General features: G+C 52.3%; 19 protein-coding genes. 5 read left to right on the forward strand and 14 right to left on the reverse strand.

Annotation, left to right across the window (positions count from 1 at the left end; all coding sequences use genetic code 11):
- Positions 1 to 606 precede the first annotated feature (606 nt).
- The gene (locus ACIDF8_RS10530; RefSeq protein WP_412010571.1) at positions 607 to 1,302 is read right to left on the reverse strand and encodes a hypothetical protein; all 696 of its coding nucleotides are present in this window, start codon (positions 1,300 to 1,302) and stop codon (positions 607 to 609) included.
- Between the two features lie 180 nt (positions 1,303 to 1,482).
- Here ACIDF8_RS10530 and ACIDF8_RS10535 point away from each other — a divergent pair, with 180 nt between their 5' ends.
- Positions 1,483 to 1,755 (forward strand): hypothetical protein, encoded by a 273-nt coding sequence (locus tag ACIDF8_RS10535; protein WP_412010572.1) that lies wholly within the window; start codon positions 1,483 to 1,485, stop codon positions 1,753 to 1,755.
- A gap of 28 nt (positions 1,756 to 1,783) precedes the next feature.
- Positions 1,784 to 3,262 (forward strand): exopolyphosphatase, encoded by a 1,479-nt coding sequence (gene ppx / locus ACIDF8_RS10540; protein ID WP_412010573.1) that lies wholly within the window; start codon positions 1,784 to 1,786, stop codon positions 3,260 to 3,262.
- A 35-nt stretch (positions 3,263 to 3,297) separates the two neighbouring features.
- Here the strand turns inward: ppx and ACIDF8_RS10545 are convergent, their stop codons facing one another.
- Both ACIDF8_RS10545 and ACIDF8_RS10550 read right to left on the reverse strand, forming a co-directional pair.
- Positions 3,298 to 3,543, reverse strand: coding sequence for a hypothetical protein (locus ACIDF8_RS10545; RefSeq protein ID WP_412010574.1), 246 nt, complete (start codon positions 3,541 to 3,543; stop codon positions 3,298 to 3,300).
- A 48-nt stretch (positions 3,544 to 3,591) separates the two neighbouring features.
- Positions 3,592 to 4,212, reverse strand: coding sequence for an AAA family ATPase (locus ACIDF8_RS10550; protein WP_412010575.1), 621 nt, complete (start codon positions 4,210 to 4,212; stop codon positions 3,592 to 3,594).
- Between the two features lie 144 nt (positions 4,213 to 4,356).
- On the opposite strand from ACIDF8_RS10550, the gene ACIDF8_RS10555 reads away from it, so the two are divergent.
- Positions 4,357 to 4,839 carry a hypothetical protein gene (locus ACIDF8_RS10555; protein ID WP_412010576.1) on the forward strand — a complete coding sequence of 161 codons (483 nt, stop codon included), beginning with the start codon at positions 4,357 to 4,359 and terminating at the stop codon, positions 4,837 to 4,839.
- An 83-nt stretch (positions 4,840 to 4,922) separates the two neighbouring features.
- Here the strand turns inward: ACIDF8_RS10555 and ACIDF8_RS10560 are convergent, their stop codons facing one another.
- From ACIDF8_RS10560 to pdxJ, 10 genes are all read right to left on the reverse strand, one after another.
- Complete coding sequence (locus ACIDF8_RS10560; RefSeq protein ID WP_412010577.1) at positions 4,923 to 5,387, reverse strand: SixA phosphatase family protein; 465 nt, start codon at positions 5,385 to 5,387, stop codon at positions 4,923 to 4,925.
- A 9-nt stretch (positions 5,388 to 5,396) separates the two neighbouring features.
- Entirely contained in the window at positions 5,397 to 7,436 is a 2,040-nt protein-coding gene (ppk1, locus tag ACIDF8_RS10565; RefSeq protein ID WP_412010578.1) for a polyphosphate kinase 1, read from the reverse strand.
- Positions 7,437 to 7,516: 80 nt separating this feature from the next.
- Positions 7,517 to 9,061, reverse strand: a complete 1,545-nt coding sequence (locus tag ACIDF8_RS10570; RefSeq protein ID WP_412010579.1) for a cryptochrome/photolyase family protein — start codon at positions 9,059 to 9,061, stop codon at positions 7,517 to 7,519.
- Positions 9,058 to 9,219: a DUF2256 domain-containing protein gene (locus tag ACIDF8_RS10575; RefSeq protein ID WP_412010580.1), complete on the reverse strand. Its 162-nt coding sequence runs from the start codon at positions 9,217 to 9,219 to the stop codon at positions 9,058 to 9,060. The genes ACIDF8_RS10570 and ACIDF8_RS10575 overlap by 4 nt, the downstream gene beginning before the upstream one ends.
- Positions 9,216 to 10,046: a triose-phosphate isomerase gene (gene tpiA, locus ACIDF8_RS10580; RefSeq protein WP_412010581.1), complete on the reverse strand. Its 831-nt coding sequence runs from the start codon at positions 10,044 to 10,046 to the stop codon at positions 9,216 to 9,218. The genes ACIDF8_RS10575 and tpiA overlap by 4 nt, the downstream gene beginning before the upstream one ends.
- A gap of 86 nt (positions 10,047 to 10,132) precedes the next feature.
- Positions 10,133 to 11,167 carry a class II fructose-bisphosphate aldolase gene (fba, locus tag ACIDF8_RS10585; protein WP_412010582.1) on the reverse strand — a complete coding sequence of 345 codons (1,035 nt, stop codon included), beginning with the start codon at positions 11,165 to 11,167 and terminating at the stop codon, positions 10,133 to 10,135.
- Positions 11,168 to 11,195: 28 nt separating this feature from the next.
- Complete coding sequence (locus tag ACIDF8_RS10590) at positions 11,196 to 12,176, reverse strand: class 1 fructose-bisphosphatase (protein ID WP_412010583.1); 981 nt, start codon at positions 12,174 to 12,176, stop codon at positions 11,196 to 11,198.
- A 239-nt stretch (positions 12,177 to 12,415) separates the two neighbouring features.
- The gene (locus ACIDF8_RS10595) at positions 12,416 to 13,204 is read right to left on the reverse strand and encodes a tRNA threonylcarbamoyladenosine dehydratase (RefSeq protein ID WP_412010584.1); all 789 of its coding nucleotides are present in this window, start codon (positions 13,202 to 13,204) and stop codon (positions 12,416 to 12,418) included.
- 5 nt (positions 13,205 to 13,209) lie between these two features.
- The gene (gene acpS, locus ACIDF8_RS10600; protein ID WP_412010585.1) at positions 13,210 to 13,590 is read right to left on the reverse strand and encodes a holo-ACP synthase; all 381 of its coding nucleotides are present in this window, start codon (positions 13,588 to 13,590) and stop codon (positions 13,210 to 13,212) included.
- A 29-nt stretch (positions 13,591 to 13,619) separates the two neighbouring features.
- A complete protein-coding gene (pdxJ, locus tag ACIDF8_RS10605) occupies positions 13,620 to 14,348 on the reverse strand; it encodes a pyridoxine 5'-phosphate synthase (RefSeq protein ID WP_412010586.1) in 729 nt (242 codons plus the stop codon).
- Between the two features lie 270 nt (positions 14,349 to 14,618).
- On the opposite strand from pdxJ, the gene ACIDF8_RS10610 reads away from it, so the two are divergent.
- Both ACIDF8_RS10610 and ACIDF8_RS10615 read left to right on the forward strand, forming a co-directional pair.
- On the forward strand, positions 14,619 to 16,268 hold the full coding sequence (locus tag ACIDF8_RS10610; protein WP_412010587.1) for a hypothetical protein: 1,650 nt from the start codon (positions 14,619 to 14,621) through the stop codon (positions 16,266 to 16,268).
- An 89-nt stretch (positions 16,269 to 16,357) separates the two neighbouring features.
- Positions 16,358 to 16,846 carry a PEP-CTERM sorting domain-containing protein gene (locus ACIDF8_RS10615; protein ID WP_412010588.1) on the forward strand — a complete coding sequence of 163 codons (489 nt, stop codon included), beginning with the start codon at positions 16,358 to 16,360 and terminating at the stop codon, positions 16,844 to 16,846.
- A gap of 172 nt (positions 16,847 to 17,018) precedes the next feature.
- On the opposite strand, the gene recO is transcribed toward ACIDF8_RS10615, so the two are convergent.
- Positions 17,019 to 17,771, reverse strand: coding sequence for a DNA repair protein RecO (recO, locus tag ACIDF8_RS10620; protein WP_412010589.1), 753 nt, complete (start codon positions 17,769 to 17,771; stop codon positions 17,019 to 17,021).
- Positions 17,772 to 17,798 lie beyond the last annotated feature (27 nt).

Genomic DNA, 17,798 nt, shown 5'->3' on the forward strand with positions numbered 1-17,798 from the left:
TTAAAAAGATTACTTTCGCCTGTAGGCGAGTTACTTTCTGTTGCTTGCCCCACAGAAAGTAACCAAAGAAGAGGGCACCCAGCCATCACGGCCTACGGCTCCCTTGCGTTGCTCAACAAAGTTGGCGTCCATCGAAACTCGCCTTAGTGGCTTGCGTTTTGTGCAGGCCGCTAGGATGAGTTTCGCGAGCGCTTATGCCTAAGTCCGGCAAAGCAACGGACGAAAGTCCTAAACTGAGTAACGCAGGAAACAAGCGGAAGCTGGGGTGCACTTTCTTTTGGTTACTTTATCTTTGTGCAAGCAAAGAAAAGTGACTCGCCGAAAGGTGAAACAGAACATAACAAATAACCAGCAATCTTATGCGTGTGCATACATACGCACCCTACAACGAAAGCCGAAGAGAAAGGTCAATATCCAGAGAAGTATCTATGAGTACTTCCAACCTATGCAAGTGTGTTCTGTTATTGCAACCAAGCTAACCATTAACCTGGCCTGGATAAAGGCTTCCACCGGAATGATGCCTTATTGCAGAACACTTATTTTTACAAAAGCAAGCCATTACACCGGCGCAGAGCATTAGCATACTCTTCGCCCCTCTGCTAAACCCTACGGTGTCCACCGTACCCCCATCGAAAACCACTCCGTGCCGCTATTACCATTCACCTGCTGCCCAAACGTACCATCAATCTGTAAAACTTCTGGAATCAGTGAATACCGCAGGCCAAACTGATAAAACGGGGCTTGGGTGTGATCGCCAAAGACTTCTGCGACGCCTTTAAACGGTCCAGTCAGTTTGAATTCAGAGCCTATGCCCATATTGAGCTTGTTTCTGGCCTGCTGTTTGTCTCTCAGCATGCCCGCATTCAGATGCACCACCACATCGTCATCACGGAATGAAAACGAAACCGGAATATAAAAGTAGGTATTGCCCAACTGGTTAGGCCCAGGCTGAATATCAGGATGCATGACTTTGCCGGCAGCAAAGCCTATCCCCCAACCATTTGTTTCTAGGGGTTTGAACAGGGTTTTAAACTGGCCCACCCAATCCTCGGTCCGGTAGTCATTGTCCCGGTTATGATAGCTTCCGCCACCGAGGGTAATTTCAAAATTTTCGCCCAGATTGCAGGCTGGCAGCGCCCAGAGCTCCTGGCCACTTTGATAGCTGCGCATCCAGGTTTCAAGTTGGCAGCTATGCGCGTTGGTGAGCCGCGCATCATCGGTGACTAATGGGCGTGCTGCATACGCAGAGGCAGAAAACCCAGCGCAGAGAATAGAGAGGAGAGGAAGGCGTAGCGATTGCATTTTTATTTTGCTTGGCATGTTAAATGCCGGGGATGACAGTTTGATGACAGATGATGCAACCACAGGGCTGCAACGCCAGAGGAAAGCCAACGCCCTTCACAGATTTTTCATATTACTTTCACTGGCCTCTGCCAACATAACAATTTATACTGTTTGCACGATGTGTCTGGGGAGGCAATCATGGCAACTATTGAGGTGACTGAAACCAGTCCGAATTCATTTTCTGTCACTGTGCATGGGGCGCAGACCACCTCACATCAAGTGAATGTCAAACCAGATTATGCCCAGCCATTACTCTCAGCCAGCCAGACTGTTTCAGAGCTGGTGACTGCTTCGTTCAAGTTTTTGCTTGACCGTGAATCGAACACCAGTATTTTGAGAAGCTTTGATTTAAGCGTGATAGAACGCTACTTTCCAGAGTATCCCCAAGCTGTTCAACGCTACCTTAAGTAAACCAAAAATAACCCACCCGTATTAATGCATGCTAAATATTACTCATGACACCCAGCTCGCTGCTGTAGATTTGGGCTCCAACAGTTTTCGTCTTGAAATCGGGCGCGTGGTCGATGGCCAGATTCTACGCGTGGACTATTTGAAAGAAGCCGTCCGCCAGGGCGGCGATCTGGATGAGGACCGCAACCTGAAACCGCAAGCGTTCGAGCGCGGCTTGAAATGCCTGGCCCGCTTTGGTGAGCGCCTGAAAGATTTCCCGGCTGAGCATGTGCGCGCCGTCGCCACCCAAACCTTGCGTGAAGCTGCCAACAGTGAAGATTTCATCCGCCAGGCGCAAAAAGTCCTGGGCTATCCGATTGAGATTATTTCTGGTGTCGAAGAGGCCAGGCTGATTTACCAGGGTGTGAGCCGCATGTTGCCACAATCGGACGAAAAACGGCTGGTGGTGGATATTGGCGGCCGCTCTACCGAGTTTATTCTGGGTCAGCACTTCCGCGCCACGGTGACGGAGTCCTTGCGTCTGGGCTCAGTGGGCTGGTCACAAAAATATTTTGCCGATGGCCAGTTTAGCGAACGGAATTTTGAACGGGCCGAAATTGCTGCCGAGTCTATCATCGACATGATTGCTAACCGCTATACCGGCAAATCAGAGGTGGCCTATGGCGCCTCTGGTACCGTGGGCGCAGTAGCCGATGTTTTGGCCGGTGCGGGATTTGCTGCAGACCGCATTGAGCGTGCGCAGTTGGAGTGGTTGAAACAGACGCTGATCAAAGCCAAAACGCCAGACCGCCTGAATATGGAAGGCCTGAAAGATGATCGCCGTGCAGTGATCGGTGGCGGCTTGGCCGTACTGACAGCGGTTTTTGATACCCTGAAAATTGACACGCTGATGGTGGCTAACGGTGCTTTAAGGCATGGCGTGCTTTATGACATGCTCAACCCAGAGGATGTCACCGAAGATTTGCGCACGGCTTCGATTGCCCGCTTGTGCAAGCAATTTGGCGTGGAGATGGAGCATGCCAACAACGTCAGCAAAATGGCTTTGTATTTTTACGATGCGATGCAGGCCTGTGACACACAGAAACCCCTGCTGCACTGGGCGGCCTTATGCCATGAAATCGGCTGGGCGATTTCGCATACCGATTGCAACAAGCATGGTGCTTATATTCTCGACAACACCGAACTGATGGGTTTTGCGCAAAGTGAGCTGCATACCATTAGCCTGCTGGTGCTGGGGCATCAAGGCAAATTACGTAAACTGGATGCTGACTTTGATAACCAGGATCTGGTCTGTCAGCTGATGGCATTGCGGTTGGCCGTGATCTTTTGCCATTCCCGCCGCATGCCCTCGCTCAAGCACTTGCAGCTTGAACGCCACAAACAGCAATTCATCCTGGCGCTCTCGGCGCAGTGGGCGAGCCAACATCCGCAAACCCACCACCTGCTGGAAGAAGAATGCCTGCTCTGGCAAAAGCTGGGCTGGCAATTAGAGATTCGCCATACATAAAAAACGGGCACTAGGCCCGTTTTTTTTATCACTACTTACTCTTTTTTCTTTTTCTCTTTTTTCTCGTCTTCTTCTCTGAGCTTGGCCACTTTCTCGCGCCACTCTTGCAACTGTTCGTCTTCAATTTCCAGTTGCAAAGCCAGGGCTTCTTCCTGGCTCAGCTTGTCTTTAATAAAGCGCTTGGGCAATTTACCTCCCATGCGGGATAGCACGCGCTCAGCCTCATCGGCGGATAATTGTTTGACTTTATCCAGATACACTGGATTGACCTTGTCTTTCATAGGACTCCCTTTGATTGTCTACTATCCGGTTGTTTAAACAGACCGAATTTAGCTATTTTGCAGAATCCAGTCGGTGACTGGATTCCACTGTGCAATGTCGACCTCTTTCAAGGTATTCGACAATTCAAAAATACTGAGGCCTTCTTCGGCAGCGGTGACATAAATTTGCGAAGCGCGCAGCATGGACAACACAGAAAACCCGGACTCATCCATAAACGCCAGCAGGCGGTCAGCAGACCGCGTACGCGGCATAACACGCATCCCCACCAGGCCAACAAAGGTTTTATGTTTACGGACCGCTTTTTCTTCTGCTAGCAATTGCAAAAAGTCTTGCGTAGCGCCGATATCAAAGGCTGACGGCGCGACCGGCACCAATACTAGGTCTGCTTCAGTCACTGCATCAGAAATTTTTTTGTCCCGCAAACCACCTGGGGCGTCGGTAATGATCCAGTCTGCCTTTTGCAAGGCCGATTTACTGAGATCATCTGCGTTAAAAACAGTGGCGACATGGGTAGGACGACGCGCCAACCAGCCGGTTGATGACTGCTGCCGGTCTATGTCTTCCAACACAATCTTATGGCCCAACTGTGCCAGGTAACCAGCAAGATTAGTGGCCAAAGTGGTTTTACCGCAGCCGCCTTTGGTATTCGCCACTAATACCCTGCGCATCGTTCGCTCCCTGTTTTTAGGTGTTGAATTCTGTCATGAAAACCTGCTGATATAACACCATATCAATATGAAATTTTTATGACAATTGATTTTGATAAAAAACAGTATAAACTGTTTTTTACGGTATTTAATCAGGAGAACTTCATGGCCAGCAAACCAAATAACAAACCATTGACCTCAATCAAACCGGCCACCCCGCCAGCCAAACCGGTATCAACGGCTAAAACCCCTGCTACCAGCAAACCTGCGGCAAAACCTGCTGTACCGGCCACGGCCAAGCCAGCCGCCAAACCAGTGGTAAAAGCAGCTACGCCTGCTAAAAAAACAACTGCTACCCCTGCGATCAAAGTCGTCAATAAAGTCGCAACGCCTGCCAAAGACAAAGCCGATAAAGACAAACCAAAAACCAGCAAAGTCAAAATGGAACGTGACAGTTTCACCATGCCCAAAGAAGAGTATGCGCAAATTGCCATCCTGAAAAAGCGTCTCGAAACCTTGGAGAAACCCGTCAAGAAAAGCGAATTGTTGCGCGCAGGCTTGAAACTGTTGTCTGCCATGGATGATGCCGCATTAAAAGCAGCATTGGCCAGCATCCCAGTGATTAAAACCGGCAGACCCAAAAAATAAACTGGACTCCCCAATTAATCCTTCTACGTTCTCGTGCAGGGGCTGGCACCAGTCCCTGCACTCGCATGACCAATTGCGATACGTTACTTGATCAAGTCCGGGCTTTGTACGCTATATAATTTGTACGGCGGCCCCGATTTGGGTAAGCGCAACCACCAGACGGCCCCTTTTTTGATACTCACCTGCCCTTCAGGCAAGCCTAATGCGTGCGCCACCAGTTCGCCTATCCAGGGCTGATGACCGACCAGCATCATCGATTCAAACGGGCTTTGTGCCAGAAGTTGCAACAAAGGCTCCAGCGGCCGTTCTGGGGCAAGCCGGGTGTCTTCCTGCCAATCCTCCGCCCAATAGGCAACGGTTTCGCGGGTACGCACAGCGGGACTCACCAGCACATAGGTTTGCTTGGGCAAATATTTTTTCAGCCAGGCTGACATTTGCTTGGCTTGCCTGTGTCCTTTGGCTGTCAGCGGCCGCTCCAGGTCAGAGGCACCATGCATCAGCACCTCTGCTTCTGCATGCCGCCACAAGATCAGATTTTTAACTGGCATCACAACCCGCTATAGCGAATGATACTGGCGCAGCAGCAAATTCTGGCAAGACAGCGCCTCGGCACTTTCAGTACGCGCAGCTGGCTGGTATTGCCCCTGCTCCCCGAGTTGCCAGGCATCCAGGTTGTCTTGCAGATAAAGCTGCAGGCTTTCACGATAAATGCGTTGCTGCATCGCCGGATCTTTAATCGGCCAGGCCAACTCTACACGGCGCACCATGTTACGGCTCATCCAGTCTGCACTTGAAAGCCACATGTGCACTTGACCATCCAGCTCAAAGTAAAATACGCGGGAATGCTCGAGCAAGCGCCCGACAATCGAACGCACCCGGATGCGGCCTTTGACAGAAGGCGCATCAACCGGCAAGATGCAGGCGCCACGCACAATCAGATCAATCTCGACCCCAGCGCTGGCAGCTTTCATCAGCGCATTGACCAACGGCACATCGGTCAAGGCATTCATTTTCGCAATCACCTTGGCAGGCTTGCCCAATTTAGCCAGGCGCTGGGCTTTTTCCAGCTGGCGTATCATGCTGTTCTGCAAGGTAAAGGGGGCAACCAGCAGGTGACGCATGGCCGGTATCGGTAGCTCACTGGTCAAATGACGGAATACGGCCTCCATCTCTTTGGTCAGATTGGCATCCGCGGTCAGCATGCTCCAGTCGGTATACAGGCGCGTGGTTTTCGGGTTGTAGTTGCCGGTGGAGAGGTGTCCATACCGGTGGATCACCTTGCCTTCACGGCGCATAATCAGCAGCATCTTGGCATGCGTTTTGAGGCCGACCACACCGTACACGACCTGCGCACCGACAGACTCCAGGGCTTCCGCCCAGTTGATATTGGCCTCTTCGTCAAAACGTGCCTTGAGCTCAACCACGACCAGCACTTCTTTGCCACGCCGGACGGCCTCTTGCAGCAGGCGCAGCATCCGTGGGTCTGCCCCGGTACGGTAAATCGTCATGCGGATAGCCAGTACCTGATCATCCTTGACCGCCTCTTCAAGCAGTTGGATCACGACGTCAAAGCTCTCATAAGGCTGATGAATCAGCAAATCTTTTTCACGCATTTGCGTCAGCAGCGAGACATTCTTTTTGATGTGCTGCGGCCAATGTGGCTGGAAGGGCACGAACTTAAGGTGATCGCCTTTGGCCATATCCGGCAATTGAATCAAACGGCCCAAGTTCACCGGCCCATTCACGCGGTACAACGCCAGTGGCGGCAGGTTAAACTGCTTCAACAGAAACTCAGCCAGCGTGTCGTCGCACTCCTGTGTCACTTCAAGACGGACGGCTTCACCATATTGCCGATGCGCCAACTCTTCACGCAGCGCAGTACGCAGGTTGATGACATCATCCTCATCCACCTCCAGGTCACTGTTGCGGGTGACGCGGAACTGGGAAAAGTGCAGGATGCTGGCGCCGTCAAACAACACCTCCAGATTGGAGCGGATAATACTGGTCAGCGAGACAAAGCACTGCTCACCCTTGCTAATCGATGGCGGTAATTGCACCAGGCGTGGCACTACGCGTGGCGCGCGGACGATCGCAATTTTCTCTTCGCCATCCACGGCAATGCGCACAATAAAATTAAGTGATTTATTCGCCACTTGCGGGAAGGGATGGGACGGATCTAACGACACCGGCATCAAGAACGGCAACACCTCGCGTTTGAAGTAGTTCGCCACCCAAGTGGTTTGCTCTGGCGTCCTGACACCGCCAGACACCAGATGCACGCGCTCCTTTGCCAGCGCCGGCATCAGGGCATCATTAAACAGCTGGTATTGCTGGGCAACCAATGCATGCGCCAGGGTCGCCACTTGCTCACAAGTAGAAGCCGTCACCGGGCCGCTGGTGACGCCTTGCTGGTAGGCTTCCATCTGCAAAGGCATGCGTACTTCAAAAAACTCATCGAGATTATTGGAGACGATACACAAGAAGCGCAAACGCTCCAGCAGCGGATAGTCCTCCCGCTGAGCCAGAGACAACACTCTGGCATTAAAACTTAAAATACTCTGGTCTCTGTCTAACAGGGCGGGCGTGTTATTTTTCATGGCGGATATTGTATCGGCTGCAATGCTTTCAATTGTGACAGTTTTATGAAATTACATCTTTGTTGCGGATTGGCTGCGTCTTACAACTGTTCTATGTGTTGCAAGCGCAGCTGTGCCGCTGCAGTAATCTCCTGTTTTTCGTCCGCAGATAATTTTGCCACATGTTTCACCATCAAACTGGTCCGTGGATTGCGCGCAAACAATGCTTCATGCTTAATTAAAAAAGCCCAATACAAAGTGGTGAATGGGCAAGCTTGCGCCCCCGTTTTTTGCTTGGGATCATACTGGCACCCCTGGCAATAATTGCTCATGCGCTGGATATAGGCGCCACTGGCCACATAAGGCTTGCTGGTAAAACGGCCGCCATTGGCAAACAGGGCCATACCGGCCACATTAGGCAGTTCCACCCACTCCACCGCATCCACATATACGGCCAGGAACCAGTCCGCGACTTGTTGCGGTGACAGTTCGGCCAGGGTGGCAAACAATCCGATTACCATCAGGCGCTGAATGTGATGCGCATAGCCAAACTGCAAGGTCTGCCCTATGGACTGCGATAAACACTGCATGCCGGTTTTTCCGGTCCAGAACCAGGCAGGCAAATTGCCCTGATGGTTGAAATAATTTGCTTGCTTGAGCGCAGGCATTTCCAACCAGTACATGCCGCGGATAAACTCACGCCAGCCAAGAATCTGGCGGATAAATCCTTCCACACTGGCCAAGGGCGCCCGCCCCTGCCGGTAAGCCTGCTCAGCGGCGGCAATGACTTCCCGCGGATTGAGCAACTTGAGGTTTAACGCAGAGGCCAGCAGTGAATGCCACAAGTATGGCGCGTCTTGCCACATCGCATCTTGATATGGACCAAATTGGGCCAGCTTTTCTGCAACAAAATGGTCAAGAAATGTGAGTGCTTGCTCACGCGTCACCGGCCATTGAAACGACTCCAAGCAACCGGGATGATCAGGAAACAGTTGATTCACCAAAATCATCACTGCCTGGGTGATGGCATCTGGTGAAAACGCTGGTGGCGGACGCAAGCCTTGCGGACCCAGCTTGCCCAAGGACTGACGGTTGTCCTGGTCATAGTTCCAGTCACCGCCCTCTGGCGCATCGCCCGCCATCAGAATCTGGTATTTTTTGCGCATGCTGCGGTAAAAAAACTCCATACGCAAAGAAGTATTTTTTTCGCTATATTTATCCGCCCAGCGCTGAAACTGGTCTTTGCTGCACATAAAGTGCGTGTCTTGCAGCACCTGCAAGGGCGTTGCGCACTGCTCAGCCATGGCCTGCAATTGCTGCCAGACGCGCCAGTCACCAGGCTCGCAGAGTTTGATGGCTAAGGGACGGTGCCGCTGCACCATGGCGTGCAGCACTGCGGGTAAATCCGCATAAGGATGGCTATCCAGTGCAAAATAAGTGAGGGGAAACTGCTGCGCGCGCAGAGTCTCGGCAAAATGCCGCATAGCAGAAAGAAACAAAGTGATGCGCTGCCGATGCGACCAGACATGGCTGGACTCCTGCCGCACTTCTGCCATGACGATATGGTCTTGAGCGGCATCAAACGCTTGCAAGGCGGGATTATCCAGCGTGAGCTGGTCGCCGAGAATGATGACCAAGTGCCTCATGGCTGCGCAGGATGAGGCATGCGGCGGCAACGCTCAGAACAATATTTGACCTGTTCCCAGTTTTTGGCCCACGCCTTACGCCAGGTCATGGGTTTGCCACATTGCTGGCAAAGCTTGCTGGGCAGATTTTTCTTGTTGCCTTTAAAGTCCGGGGTCATGCCTCAAAGACTGGGACGGCGGCCATTGGTTCCTGAAAAACCTTTTTTTGCTGATAGCAGCGGCTGGCGATTTTACAGATCTCAATAAAGTCTTCGGCTACCAGCGCCGCACGCCCCAGCAAACCGCCATCGATATCCGGCATGCTTAGCAGGCTGTGGGCATTTTGCGGCGTCATGCTGCCACCATACACAATCCGGATTTGATCCGCAAAATCGCGGTCCCGCTCGGCAATCATCATGCGGATAAACGCATGCATGCGTTGTGCCTGGTCAGGGCTGGCATGCTCGCCTGTGCCGATGGCCCATACAGGCTCATAGGCAATCACCATATTGAATTTTTTCGCCAGCGCAAACGCTTCATCATCCAGGCCATACACCACATTGAGCATCTGGTTACGCACAATCAGCTCGGCCATGTCGCCATCGCGTTCATCCAGGGTTTCACCGACACAAAAAATCGGCGTGAGACCTGCATGCAAGGCATTGAGCATGCGCTTGGTAGCGACCTGGTTGCTTTCCAGTTTAAGGGCGCGGCGCTCGGAGTGGCCAATGATGGTATAGCTGCAACCAAACTCGGCCACCATTTTGGCGGATATACACGAAGTAAAGGCGCCCTCTGTGTACTGGCTGACATTTTGCGCGCCCCAGGCAATGGAAGAATCCTGCAATAAGGCTTGCGCCTGAAATAAGTAAACATAGGGCAAACAGACCGCAGCATCCACGCCTAGCAAATCGTGCAGCTCCTGTTTGAGGCGGTTAAGCAATCCTTGATTTTCAAGGAGTCCACCGTGTAGTTTCCAGTTACCAACCACTAACTTTTGTCGCATGATAATTCCTTTATTCATGCCCCCTCTTGCCGATTGTTGATTGACTCAACTTCTCTTTTTGTTTTGACGCTGTTTTTGCCAGACGTCTAATAAATCGCGGCCATTTTCTCCAGCGAAATCACCTTGATCTTACTGGCTTGGCCAGCGCTGCCAAACGCTTCAAAGCGTTCTTTACATAAATGCTGGGCCGCCGTAATAGCTTCTTTGAAATATTTGCGCGGATCAAACTCCTCAGGGTGTTCTGCCATGTGCGCCCGGATCGCGGCCGTCATGGCCAGGCGGATATCGGTATCAATATTCACCTTGCGCACGCCGCTTTTAATACCTTCTACAATTTGAGACACCGGCACGCCATAGGTTTCCTTGATATTGCCCCCATATTGGCGGATTTGCTCCAGTAAAGATTGTGGCACACTGGATGAGCCATGCATGACCAGATGGGTATTCGGGATCTTGGCGTGAATCTCCTGGATGCGCTTAATTGACAAGGTGTCGGCTGAAGGCGGGCGTGTAAACTTGTAGGCGCCATGGCTGGTACCAATGGCAATCGCCAGCGCATCGACTTTGGTCGCTTCGACAAACGCAGCCGCCTCATCCGGGTCGGTCAGCAATTGCGACTCATCCAGCTTACCTTCGGCACCGACGCCATCTTCTTCGCCCGCCATGCCCGTTTCCAGCGAACCCAATACACCCAGCTCACCTTCTACCGAGACCCCTACCGCGTGTGCAAACTCCACCACCCGCCGGGTCATCTCAACGTTGTACTCATAGCTGGCTGGTGTTTTGCCGTCTTCTTTCAGCGAGCCATCCATCATCACGCTGGAAAAACCACTGCGGATCGCCATCTGGCAGACCTTAGGCGAGGCGCCATGGTCCTGGTGCATACAGACAGGAATATGCGGATACTGCTCAATCGCTGCCTCCACCATTTTGCGCAAGAAAGACTCCCCTGCATAACCGCGGGCACCGGCAGACGCCTGCAAAATCACCGGGCTATCCACCTCATCTGCGGCCTTCATGATGGAGAGAATTTGCTCCATATTGTTGATATTGAAGGCTGGCAAGCCATAACTGTGTTCAGCTGCGTGGTCCAATAATTGTCTGAGCGAAATTAATGCCATGTGTCACACTCCTTAATTCGGTAGCCTGCTAATGTTGCATATCCTGCAAATGATAGTCATGCAAACGTTGTATTTCCTGCTTGGCGCCTAATAACACCGGCACCCGTTGATGGCAACTGCTGGGCTGTATCGCCAACACAGGCTGCTCGCCATCAATGCTCTCGCCGCCGGCCTGCGTCACCAGCAAGCTCATCGGGTTGGCTTCATAGAGCAATCTTAACCGCCCGGCCCTGACAGGTTGCTTACGGTCATGCGGATAGAGAAACACGCCGCCCCGGCTCAAAATCCGGTGTACATCCATCACCATGCTGGCACACCAGCGCATATTGAAGTCGCGTCCACGCGGGCCGTCGGCCCCTTGCAAGCATTCATTGATATAGCGCTGCATCGCCGGGGCCCAATAGCGCTGATTACTGGCATTGATGGCAAACTCTGACGTCTCCTCGGCAATTTGTACCGTTTGCTGGGTCAGCATAAACGTATTGCTGTCATGATCCAGCGTAAACACATGTGTGCCTTGACCAAGCGTCAATACCATCAACGTGGCAGGCCCATACATCAAATACGCCGCGGCACGCTGATCCTGGCCGGGCTGTAAAAAGGCCTGCTCGCCTAACGTTGCGAGGCCAATATTGGGCAACACCGAAAAAATACTCCCGACCACGCCATTAATGGCCAAGTTAGACGAACCATCCAGTGGATCCATGCTGACCAGAAATGGTGCATCCAATGTCTCAAACAGCACGGGATGATCCTCTTCTTCAGACAGGACGCCCGCCACCACCGCAGAGGCACGCAATTGCGCAATCGCCAATTCGTGACTGCGGATATCAAGCTTCATCTGCGTTTCGCCCTGCACATTGGTGCTGGTCATTTTTTCGGTCACGCCCTGTAGCGCGCCTTGGCGGATCAGGGCGGCAATCTCAATACCAGCCTGGGCTAGGTGCCAGACCAACACATTCAGGCCGTGGTTCACAGAAACTTTTTTTAAGAATACCTCTAATTGCATGGCAGTGACCTTTGAAAGGTTAAATTGGGTGAGGCCATATCACACTGTAACATTGACAGCCCTCATTGAAATCAGGAGGACACGTAAAAAACCACGTATTTAATCCTGCACAGGCAATAAGAATTGCATGCAATGTTTATGCCTGCTGTTTGGGTAGACGTCACCACCCACACAATGTTCCAACAAATGCATGACAAAAATAGGATGGCGAGACCAGGAAGAATAGCCTCAGCCCAGAGTTAGTGTTCAGATAAAAGCTGTTGTATCGCTTGTTGCGCGGCTATAAAACCCGCACTGGCAGTGACACAGATGCTGGACCCATACCCTGCACAATGCAACCCCGTGAGGCCGGTGGCCGGGGTCTCGCAGGCCTCCTGCGGCCGCTCGACTGGCTCATCTGAATACACCGCCAGGATGCCAAACCGGGCGGATTTCTTGTGATCGGACGCTTTGGGAAAGCCATGATCACGCCGCAATTGATTGCGCACTTTAGACAACATGCGGTCGCCCTGCACATGCGCCAGATCCGCCAGACGCAACCGTGTCGCATCCAGCTTACCGCCTGCACTGCCCACCATCACCAACGGCAAGGCCTGCTGCTTGCAGTACGCCGCCAGCGCGATTTTAGCCTTGGTGTCATCCATGCAGTCAACAACCAGGTCTGGCTGCCCCGCCAGCATGTGTGCGAGATTTTCAGGCGTCACAAAATCCTCAATCTCATTGACGACACATAAGGGATTAATTTCAGTAATCCGCTCACGCATGGCCGTCACCTTGGCCTTACCCAGCGTGCCTTCCAGCGCATGAATCTGGCGGTTCATGTTTGACTCGGCAACATTATCCAGATCCACCAGCGTTAACTGCCCAACGGCATTGCGTGCCAACGCCTCTACTGCCCACGAGCCGACGCCACCGATGCCGATCACCAATATGTGGGCTTGCTGCAAACGGGCCAAACCCTGCTCGCCATACAGGCGGCGTACGCCGGAGAAACGGCGTTCCATATCCAAAGATGCGTCCGCGTCCATAACTACTAGCTCGTCTCTAGCACCACATACGCCAGCGCCAGATTTTTTTCATCACTGATGCTGATATGCGACTGATGAATATGATGCTGTTTGAGAAATACCTGTAACGCTGGTGACAACTGCAATAGCGGTCGCCCTAATGCATCATGCGTCACGGCAATATTGTGAAAACTCACTTCGCCACGGATACCGGTACCGATCGCTTTGGCAAAGGCCTCTTTAGCCGCAAAACGCTTGGCCAGAAAGCGGGCCTTGAGCTGGCTGGCCTCATAATCAGGCCACTCTACCTCTGCCAGAATACGCTTGGCAAAGGCGTCACCAAACTGGTCAAGCGAAGACTGTATCCGCTCGACCTCAACAATGTCCGTGCCTATGCCATAAATCATCGCCACTCCTCAGCTACCCTGCCATCCGATTACCTGGGCGCAAACTCTTTCATCAGAGATTTCATTTCACTGACCGCATGATCCCAGCCCACAAATAAAGCATGCGCCACAATGGCGTGTCCGATATTCAGCTCTTCAAACCCTGGCAGGCGCGCAATATGATGCACATTGTGATAATGCAGGCCATGCCCTGCGTTGACCACCAAACCGGCGGCCTTGGCATGTTTGAGGGCTGTGGCAATTTTGTCCAGCTCTGCCAGTTGTGCTTTTTCAGTTTCCGCATCGGCAAAGGTGCCGGTATGCAGCTCAATCACTGGCGCGCCCATCTTGGCTGCAGCATCAATCTGCGCCAGATCTGGTGCGATAAACAAGGAGACGCGGATGCCTTGGTCAGACAGCTTTTTAACCGCGTGTTCCACTTTCGCATAGTGGGTCAATACATCCAACCCGCCTTCGGTCGTGCGCTCTTCACGCCGTTCAGGCACCAGGCAAACATCCTGTGGCTTGACCTGGATCGCGATATCAATCATCTCGCTGGTCACCGCGCACTCCAGATTCATTTTGGTTTGCAAGAGTGGCCGCAAGGCAAAAATATCTGCATCCTGCATATGGCGTCTATCCTCGCGCAAATGCAGCGTAATGCTGTCAGCGCCCGATTGCTCGGCACGTAATGCGGCCTGAACCACACTGGGGTATTTGGTGCCACGCGCCTGACGGATGGTGGCCACGTGATCAATGTTGACGCCTAGTTTTAACATAGTTGACTGATAAGAGAACGGACAAAGCCCTATTTTACCTGTTGACCGAGTAAAACCATACCATTAAGCGTTGCCATCAGCCATGAATCTCCAGGAGCGGCCTGTGCAGATCACCAGCAGATAGAACCACAATACATGCCTAGACCGCTGTCACGCGAATATATCGCCGCTGTCATCACAGGTTAATCCGCGTCCATCATCATGCCCGCGTAGTAAACACTTTCGAAACTACCATGCCCCTGCCGGGGATGTTAATTAAGCGGGATTATTGTGAATAAATCAAAAGTATTTAAATCAACGGCCATGGTGGCCGCTGTGGCAGGCCTGTCCTTCGGTGCCGTGTCGTTAGTTTCAGGTCTGGAAGTCAAGCCCATGCCAGCGCCTACAGAAGGCAAAGGTTCCTGGATGGCAGGCGACCTGCATACCCATACCGTGGAGTCGGATGACTCCCGTACGACACAGACCCTGGACTTTCTGCTAGACAAGGCGCTGGGCACTTACAAACTGGACTGGATGATCCTGAGCAATCACTTACGCTCTTCCAAATATGATCAGAATGGCAACTTGCTGGCCAAACCCGTGCCCTTTGCCTATGCGATGGAGTCGATTGAGATTCCGCATGTGAAAGACATGCAAGCAGGTGGCACTTATGCAGACAAAATGATCCTGTCGGCAGCGGAGTGGGATATGCCTACCCATGATCATGCCAACGTTGTGATGTTCCAGAATGAATCCACGCTGGAGACGTCTACCGATGGCGCCAAAGAATTCCAGTACCTGTTTACGACCTTGTCTGAATCGTTGTTTAACCCGCAAGATGTCGCGGCCTGGAAAAACAGGAATGGTACTGTGCGCCCGAACCAAACCGGCGCAGATGCCTTGTCCGCGATTGCCTGGTTGAAAACACACTATCCAACTACCAGCTTTGCAACAATCAACCACCCTTCACGTAATCCGAATAAATATACGATCAAGGACTTTCGTCAAATGAATGACTTGGCCCCGGATATCGTGTTTATGATTGAAGGCATGGTGGGTAACCAGATGGAACCAGACCGTGGCGGCTACACTTCTGCCTATATTGACGCCAACCTGCCTAACCGTACCTATGGTGGCGTGGACGCCGTGGTCGCTAAAGTCGGTGGCGTATGGGATGCGCTGTTAGGTGAAGGGCGTCATGTGTGGAATATTGCCGACTCCGATTCACACTTTAAGATTGATGCAGCCAGCAACAGCAGTGGCTATTATCCAGGCGAATACGCCAAGAACTATGTCTGGATGCCAGAGAGCGGTAAAGGCACTGCCACCGGTTTAATCGCCAGCTTGCGTGAAGGTCGCATGTTCGGTGTGTTTGGTGACTTGATTAATGCGCTGGATTTCCGCGTCGTAGGCTCCACTGGCACAGCATTTATGGGCCAGGAAATCAAAGTCGGCGCGGGTGAAAAAGTCAAACTGACGATCCGCTTCAAGAGCCCAGACCTTAACAACTATCTGAAGCCGGTGGATGGCAATACACTCGCCAATATGAAGCCTGTAGTGAATCATGTGGATTTGATTGTCGGTGATGTCACGGCAAAAGCCAGCCCGGATTCTGCGGCTTACAACGTCGCCACCAATCCATCTACGCATGTACTCAAGCGCTTTACCGCCGCTGACTGGAAGGTCGGTAAAGATGGGTTTGCCTCAATCACCATCCAGCTGGTCGCCAACAAAAACCAGTACTACAGATTACGCGGCACCAACCTGGCCGTTGATGCACCAGGGTTCAGCTACAACGGCGAACCGCTGGCAGACCAGAAAACCTGGGTACTGAATAATCAGGGCGGCGTGGATAACAATGGCCGTGTCAACGCGATTAACGACCGCAACTACAGCAGCCTCTGGTTTTACTCCAACCCGGTGTTCGTTTCAGTCCGTTAACCGGCAAGAGGAGGTGCAGGTGTCAACTGCGCCTCCTCAAAATGAACGCTTACGCAGCATTTGATTGACTTAATTTTTTAGGATTTATGATGCAATTCATTAAATTTTTGGTAGTAGTACTGGCGCTGACCTTTGCAGGCAGCAATCTGGCGTTGGCCGATTATCGTTACAATATTGTTGCTGTCGACGATGTCAATGGCGACCCGACCTTCTCTGGCAGCATGACCACCAGTGCGCCGTTCTCATTAAACTACAACTTCAGCGTGCTGGATTTTGTACTTAATGACCCATTGGACAATGTTATTTATCGCACCAGCGACTCCAGCATTAGCATAGACAAACAGGGCTTTACGTTTGCAGCCAATAACGGCGCGTCGACCTTTGTCCTAACGCTGTATCCTGATAATAGCTATTTCTCTGAATTCACTGCGCAAGGACTCTCCACGGTCAGCAATTCGGGCTATTTCAGCTTTGTTCAGCAAGCAGCTGCCGTCCCTGAGCCAGAAACTAACGCCCTGCTGTTGGCTGGCTTGGCGGTATTTGGCTTGCTGGCACGTCGCCAACAGAAAGCCGCTTAAATTCAACCCGGCCTTGTGAGAGGCATCAAGCGAGGCCGAATCTAGCGGTGCCAGTCAGCTGATGGCTGGACACCAAGCCGGAAATCAAGCCAAGGTGAGTGCTGATCTATCACTCACCTTGCAGCCCCCGAGATCATTCCCAGTTGGACGCGAGATCGCGCCAACGACGGACTCAGAACCCTTGTAAATCCACCAGCAATTGCCGCGTATGCAAGGGCTTCTCCCCCAGATAGTGCTGTAGCAAATAACGCATGAGCTGCTTGCTTTGGGCCTGGGTGACCGCCTCACTGTAGTCACCACGTGCCATCTGTAGCAGCGTATTCCCCAGAATCAGTAGGCCGTTTTTAGTGGCAGACGGATCACACGCGCCATAATCGGCCTCAAAACGATAGGTGCTGTCGGCATGGATCATTTCGCCGTGTTCATCATGCGTGAGTGGTACCGCGTAGCCAAGTTCTTGCAGCATTTTGAGCTCAAACTTGCGCATGACCATGGCGAGCTGGGTGGCATCTACCGGCATCGGCAACGCAGAGAGAACCTGGATGGTTTGCGCGTAATATTCAAATAGCTGCACATGGGCATCATCGCGTGGCAGCAGCCGCAACAGCAACTCATTCATGTAAAACCCGCACATGAGCGCATCGCCTCTGAGCAGGGTGAGGCCAGTCATCCACTCCAGGTCATGCAGGGTTTTGAGTTCGTTTTTGCCTGACCAGGTCCCTGCCAGCTGCTGGAAAGATTGCAACATGCCGCGCATGGCAGAAAGCGGGCGGCGTGCGCCTTTAGCGACAGCAGCAATGCGGCCCAGGTCGCGGCTGAACATTTCGACGACCAGGCTGGTTTCTTTAAAAGGATAGGTGTGAAGGATAAAGACCGGTTGCAGGCTTTGTTTGTGGCTGCCTGAATCAGGTGACTTGACTGCCATGTATGGAGGCCAGTTGCAACCGCCTGG

Source organism: Methylophilus sp. 3sh_L, from assembly GCF_046766015.1.
Lineage (GTDB): Bacteria > Pseudomonadota > Gammaproteobacteria > Burkholderiales > Methylophilaceae > Methylophilus.

Bases quoted from the DNA above. Each gene is read 5' to 3' on its own strand.
- recO (WP_412010589.1), bottom strand. From the start codon at position 17,771: ATGGCAGTCAAGTCACCTGATTCAGGCAGCCACAAACAAAGCCTGCAA.
- ACIDF8_RS10595 (WP_412010584.1), bottom strand. From the start codon at position 13,204: ATGGACGCGGACGCATCTTTGGATATGGAACGCCGTTTCTCCGGCGTA.
- ppk1 (WP_412010578.1), bottom strand. From the start codon at position 7,436: ATGAAAAATAACACGCCCGCCCTGTTAGACAGAGACCAGAGTATTTTA.
- acpS (WP_412010585.1), bottom strand. From the start codon at position 13,590: ATGATTTATGGCATAGGCACGGACATTGTTGAGGTCGAGCGGATACAG.
- pdxJ (WP_412010586.1), bottom strand. From the start codon at position 14,348: ATGTTAAAACTAGGCGTCAACATTGATCACGTGGCCACCATCCGTCAG.
- ACIDF8_RS10550 (WP_412010575.1), bottom strand. From the start codon at position 4,212: ATGCGCAGGGTATTAGTGGCGAATACCAAAGGCGGCTGCGGTAAAACC.
- ACIDF8_RS10545 (WP_412010574.1), bottom strand. From the start codon at position 3,543: ATGAAAGACAAGGTCAATCCAGTGTATCTGGATAAAGTCAAACAATTA.
- ACIDF8_RS10570 (WP_412010579.1), bottom strand. From the start codon at position 9,061: ATGAGGCACTTGGTCATCATTCTCGGCGACCAGCTCACGCTGGATAAT.
- tpiA (WP_412010581.1), bottom strand. From the start codon at position 10,046: ATGCGACAAAAGTTAGTGGTTGGTAACTGGAAACTACACGGTGGACTC.
- ppx (WP_412010573.1), top strand. From the start codon at position 1,784: ATGCTAAATATTACTCATGACACCCAGCTCGCTGCTGTAGATTTGGGC.
- ACIDF8_RS10555 (WP_412010576.1), top strand. From the start codon at position 4,357: ATGGCCAGCAAACCAAATAACAAACCATTGACCTCAATCAAACCGGCC.
- ACIDF8_RS10530 (WP_412010571.1), bottom strand. From the start codon at position 1,302: ATGCAATCGCTACGCCTTCCTCTCCTCTCTATTCTCTGCGCTGGGTTT.
- ACIDF8_RS10590 (WP_412010583.1), bottom strand. From the start codon at position 12,176: ATGCAATTAGAGGTATTCTTAAAAAAAGTTTCTGTGAACCACGGCCTG.
- fba (WP_412010582.1), bottom strand. From the start codon at position 11,167: ATGGCATTAATTTCGCTCAGACAATTATTGGACCACGCAGCTGAACAC.
- ACIDF8_RS10535 (WP_412010572.1), top strand. From the start codon at position 1,483: ATGGCAACTATTGAGGTGACTGAAACCAGTCCGAATTCATTTTCTGTC.
- ACIDF8_RS10615 (WP_412010588.1), top strand. From the start codon at position 16,358: ATGCAATTCATTAAATTTTTGGTAGTAGTACTGGCGCTGACCTTTGCA.
- ACIDF8_RS10575 (WP_412010580.1), bottom strand. From the start codon at position 9,219: ATGACCCCGGACTTTAAAGGCAACAAGAAAAATCTGCCCAGCAAGCTT.
- ACIDF8_RS10560 (WP_412010577.1), bottom strand. From the start codon at position 5,387: ATGCCAGTTAAAAATCTGATCTTGTGGCGGCATGCAGAAGCAGAGGTG.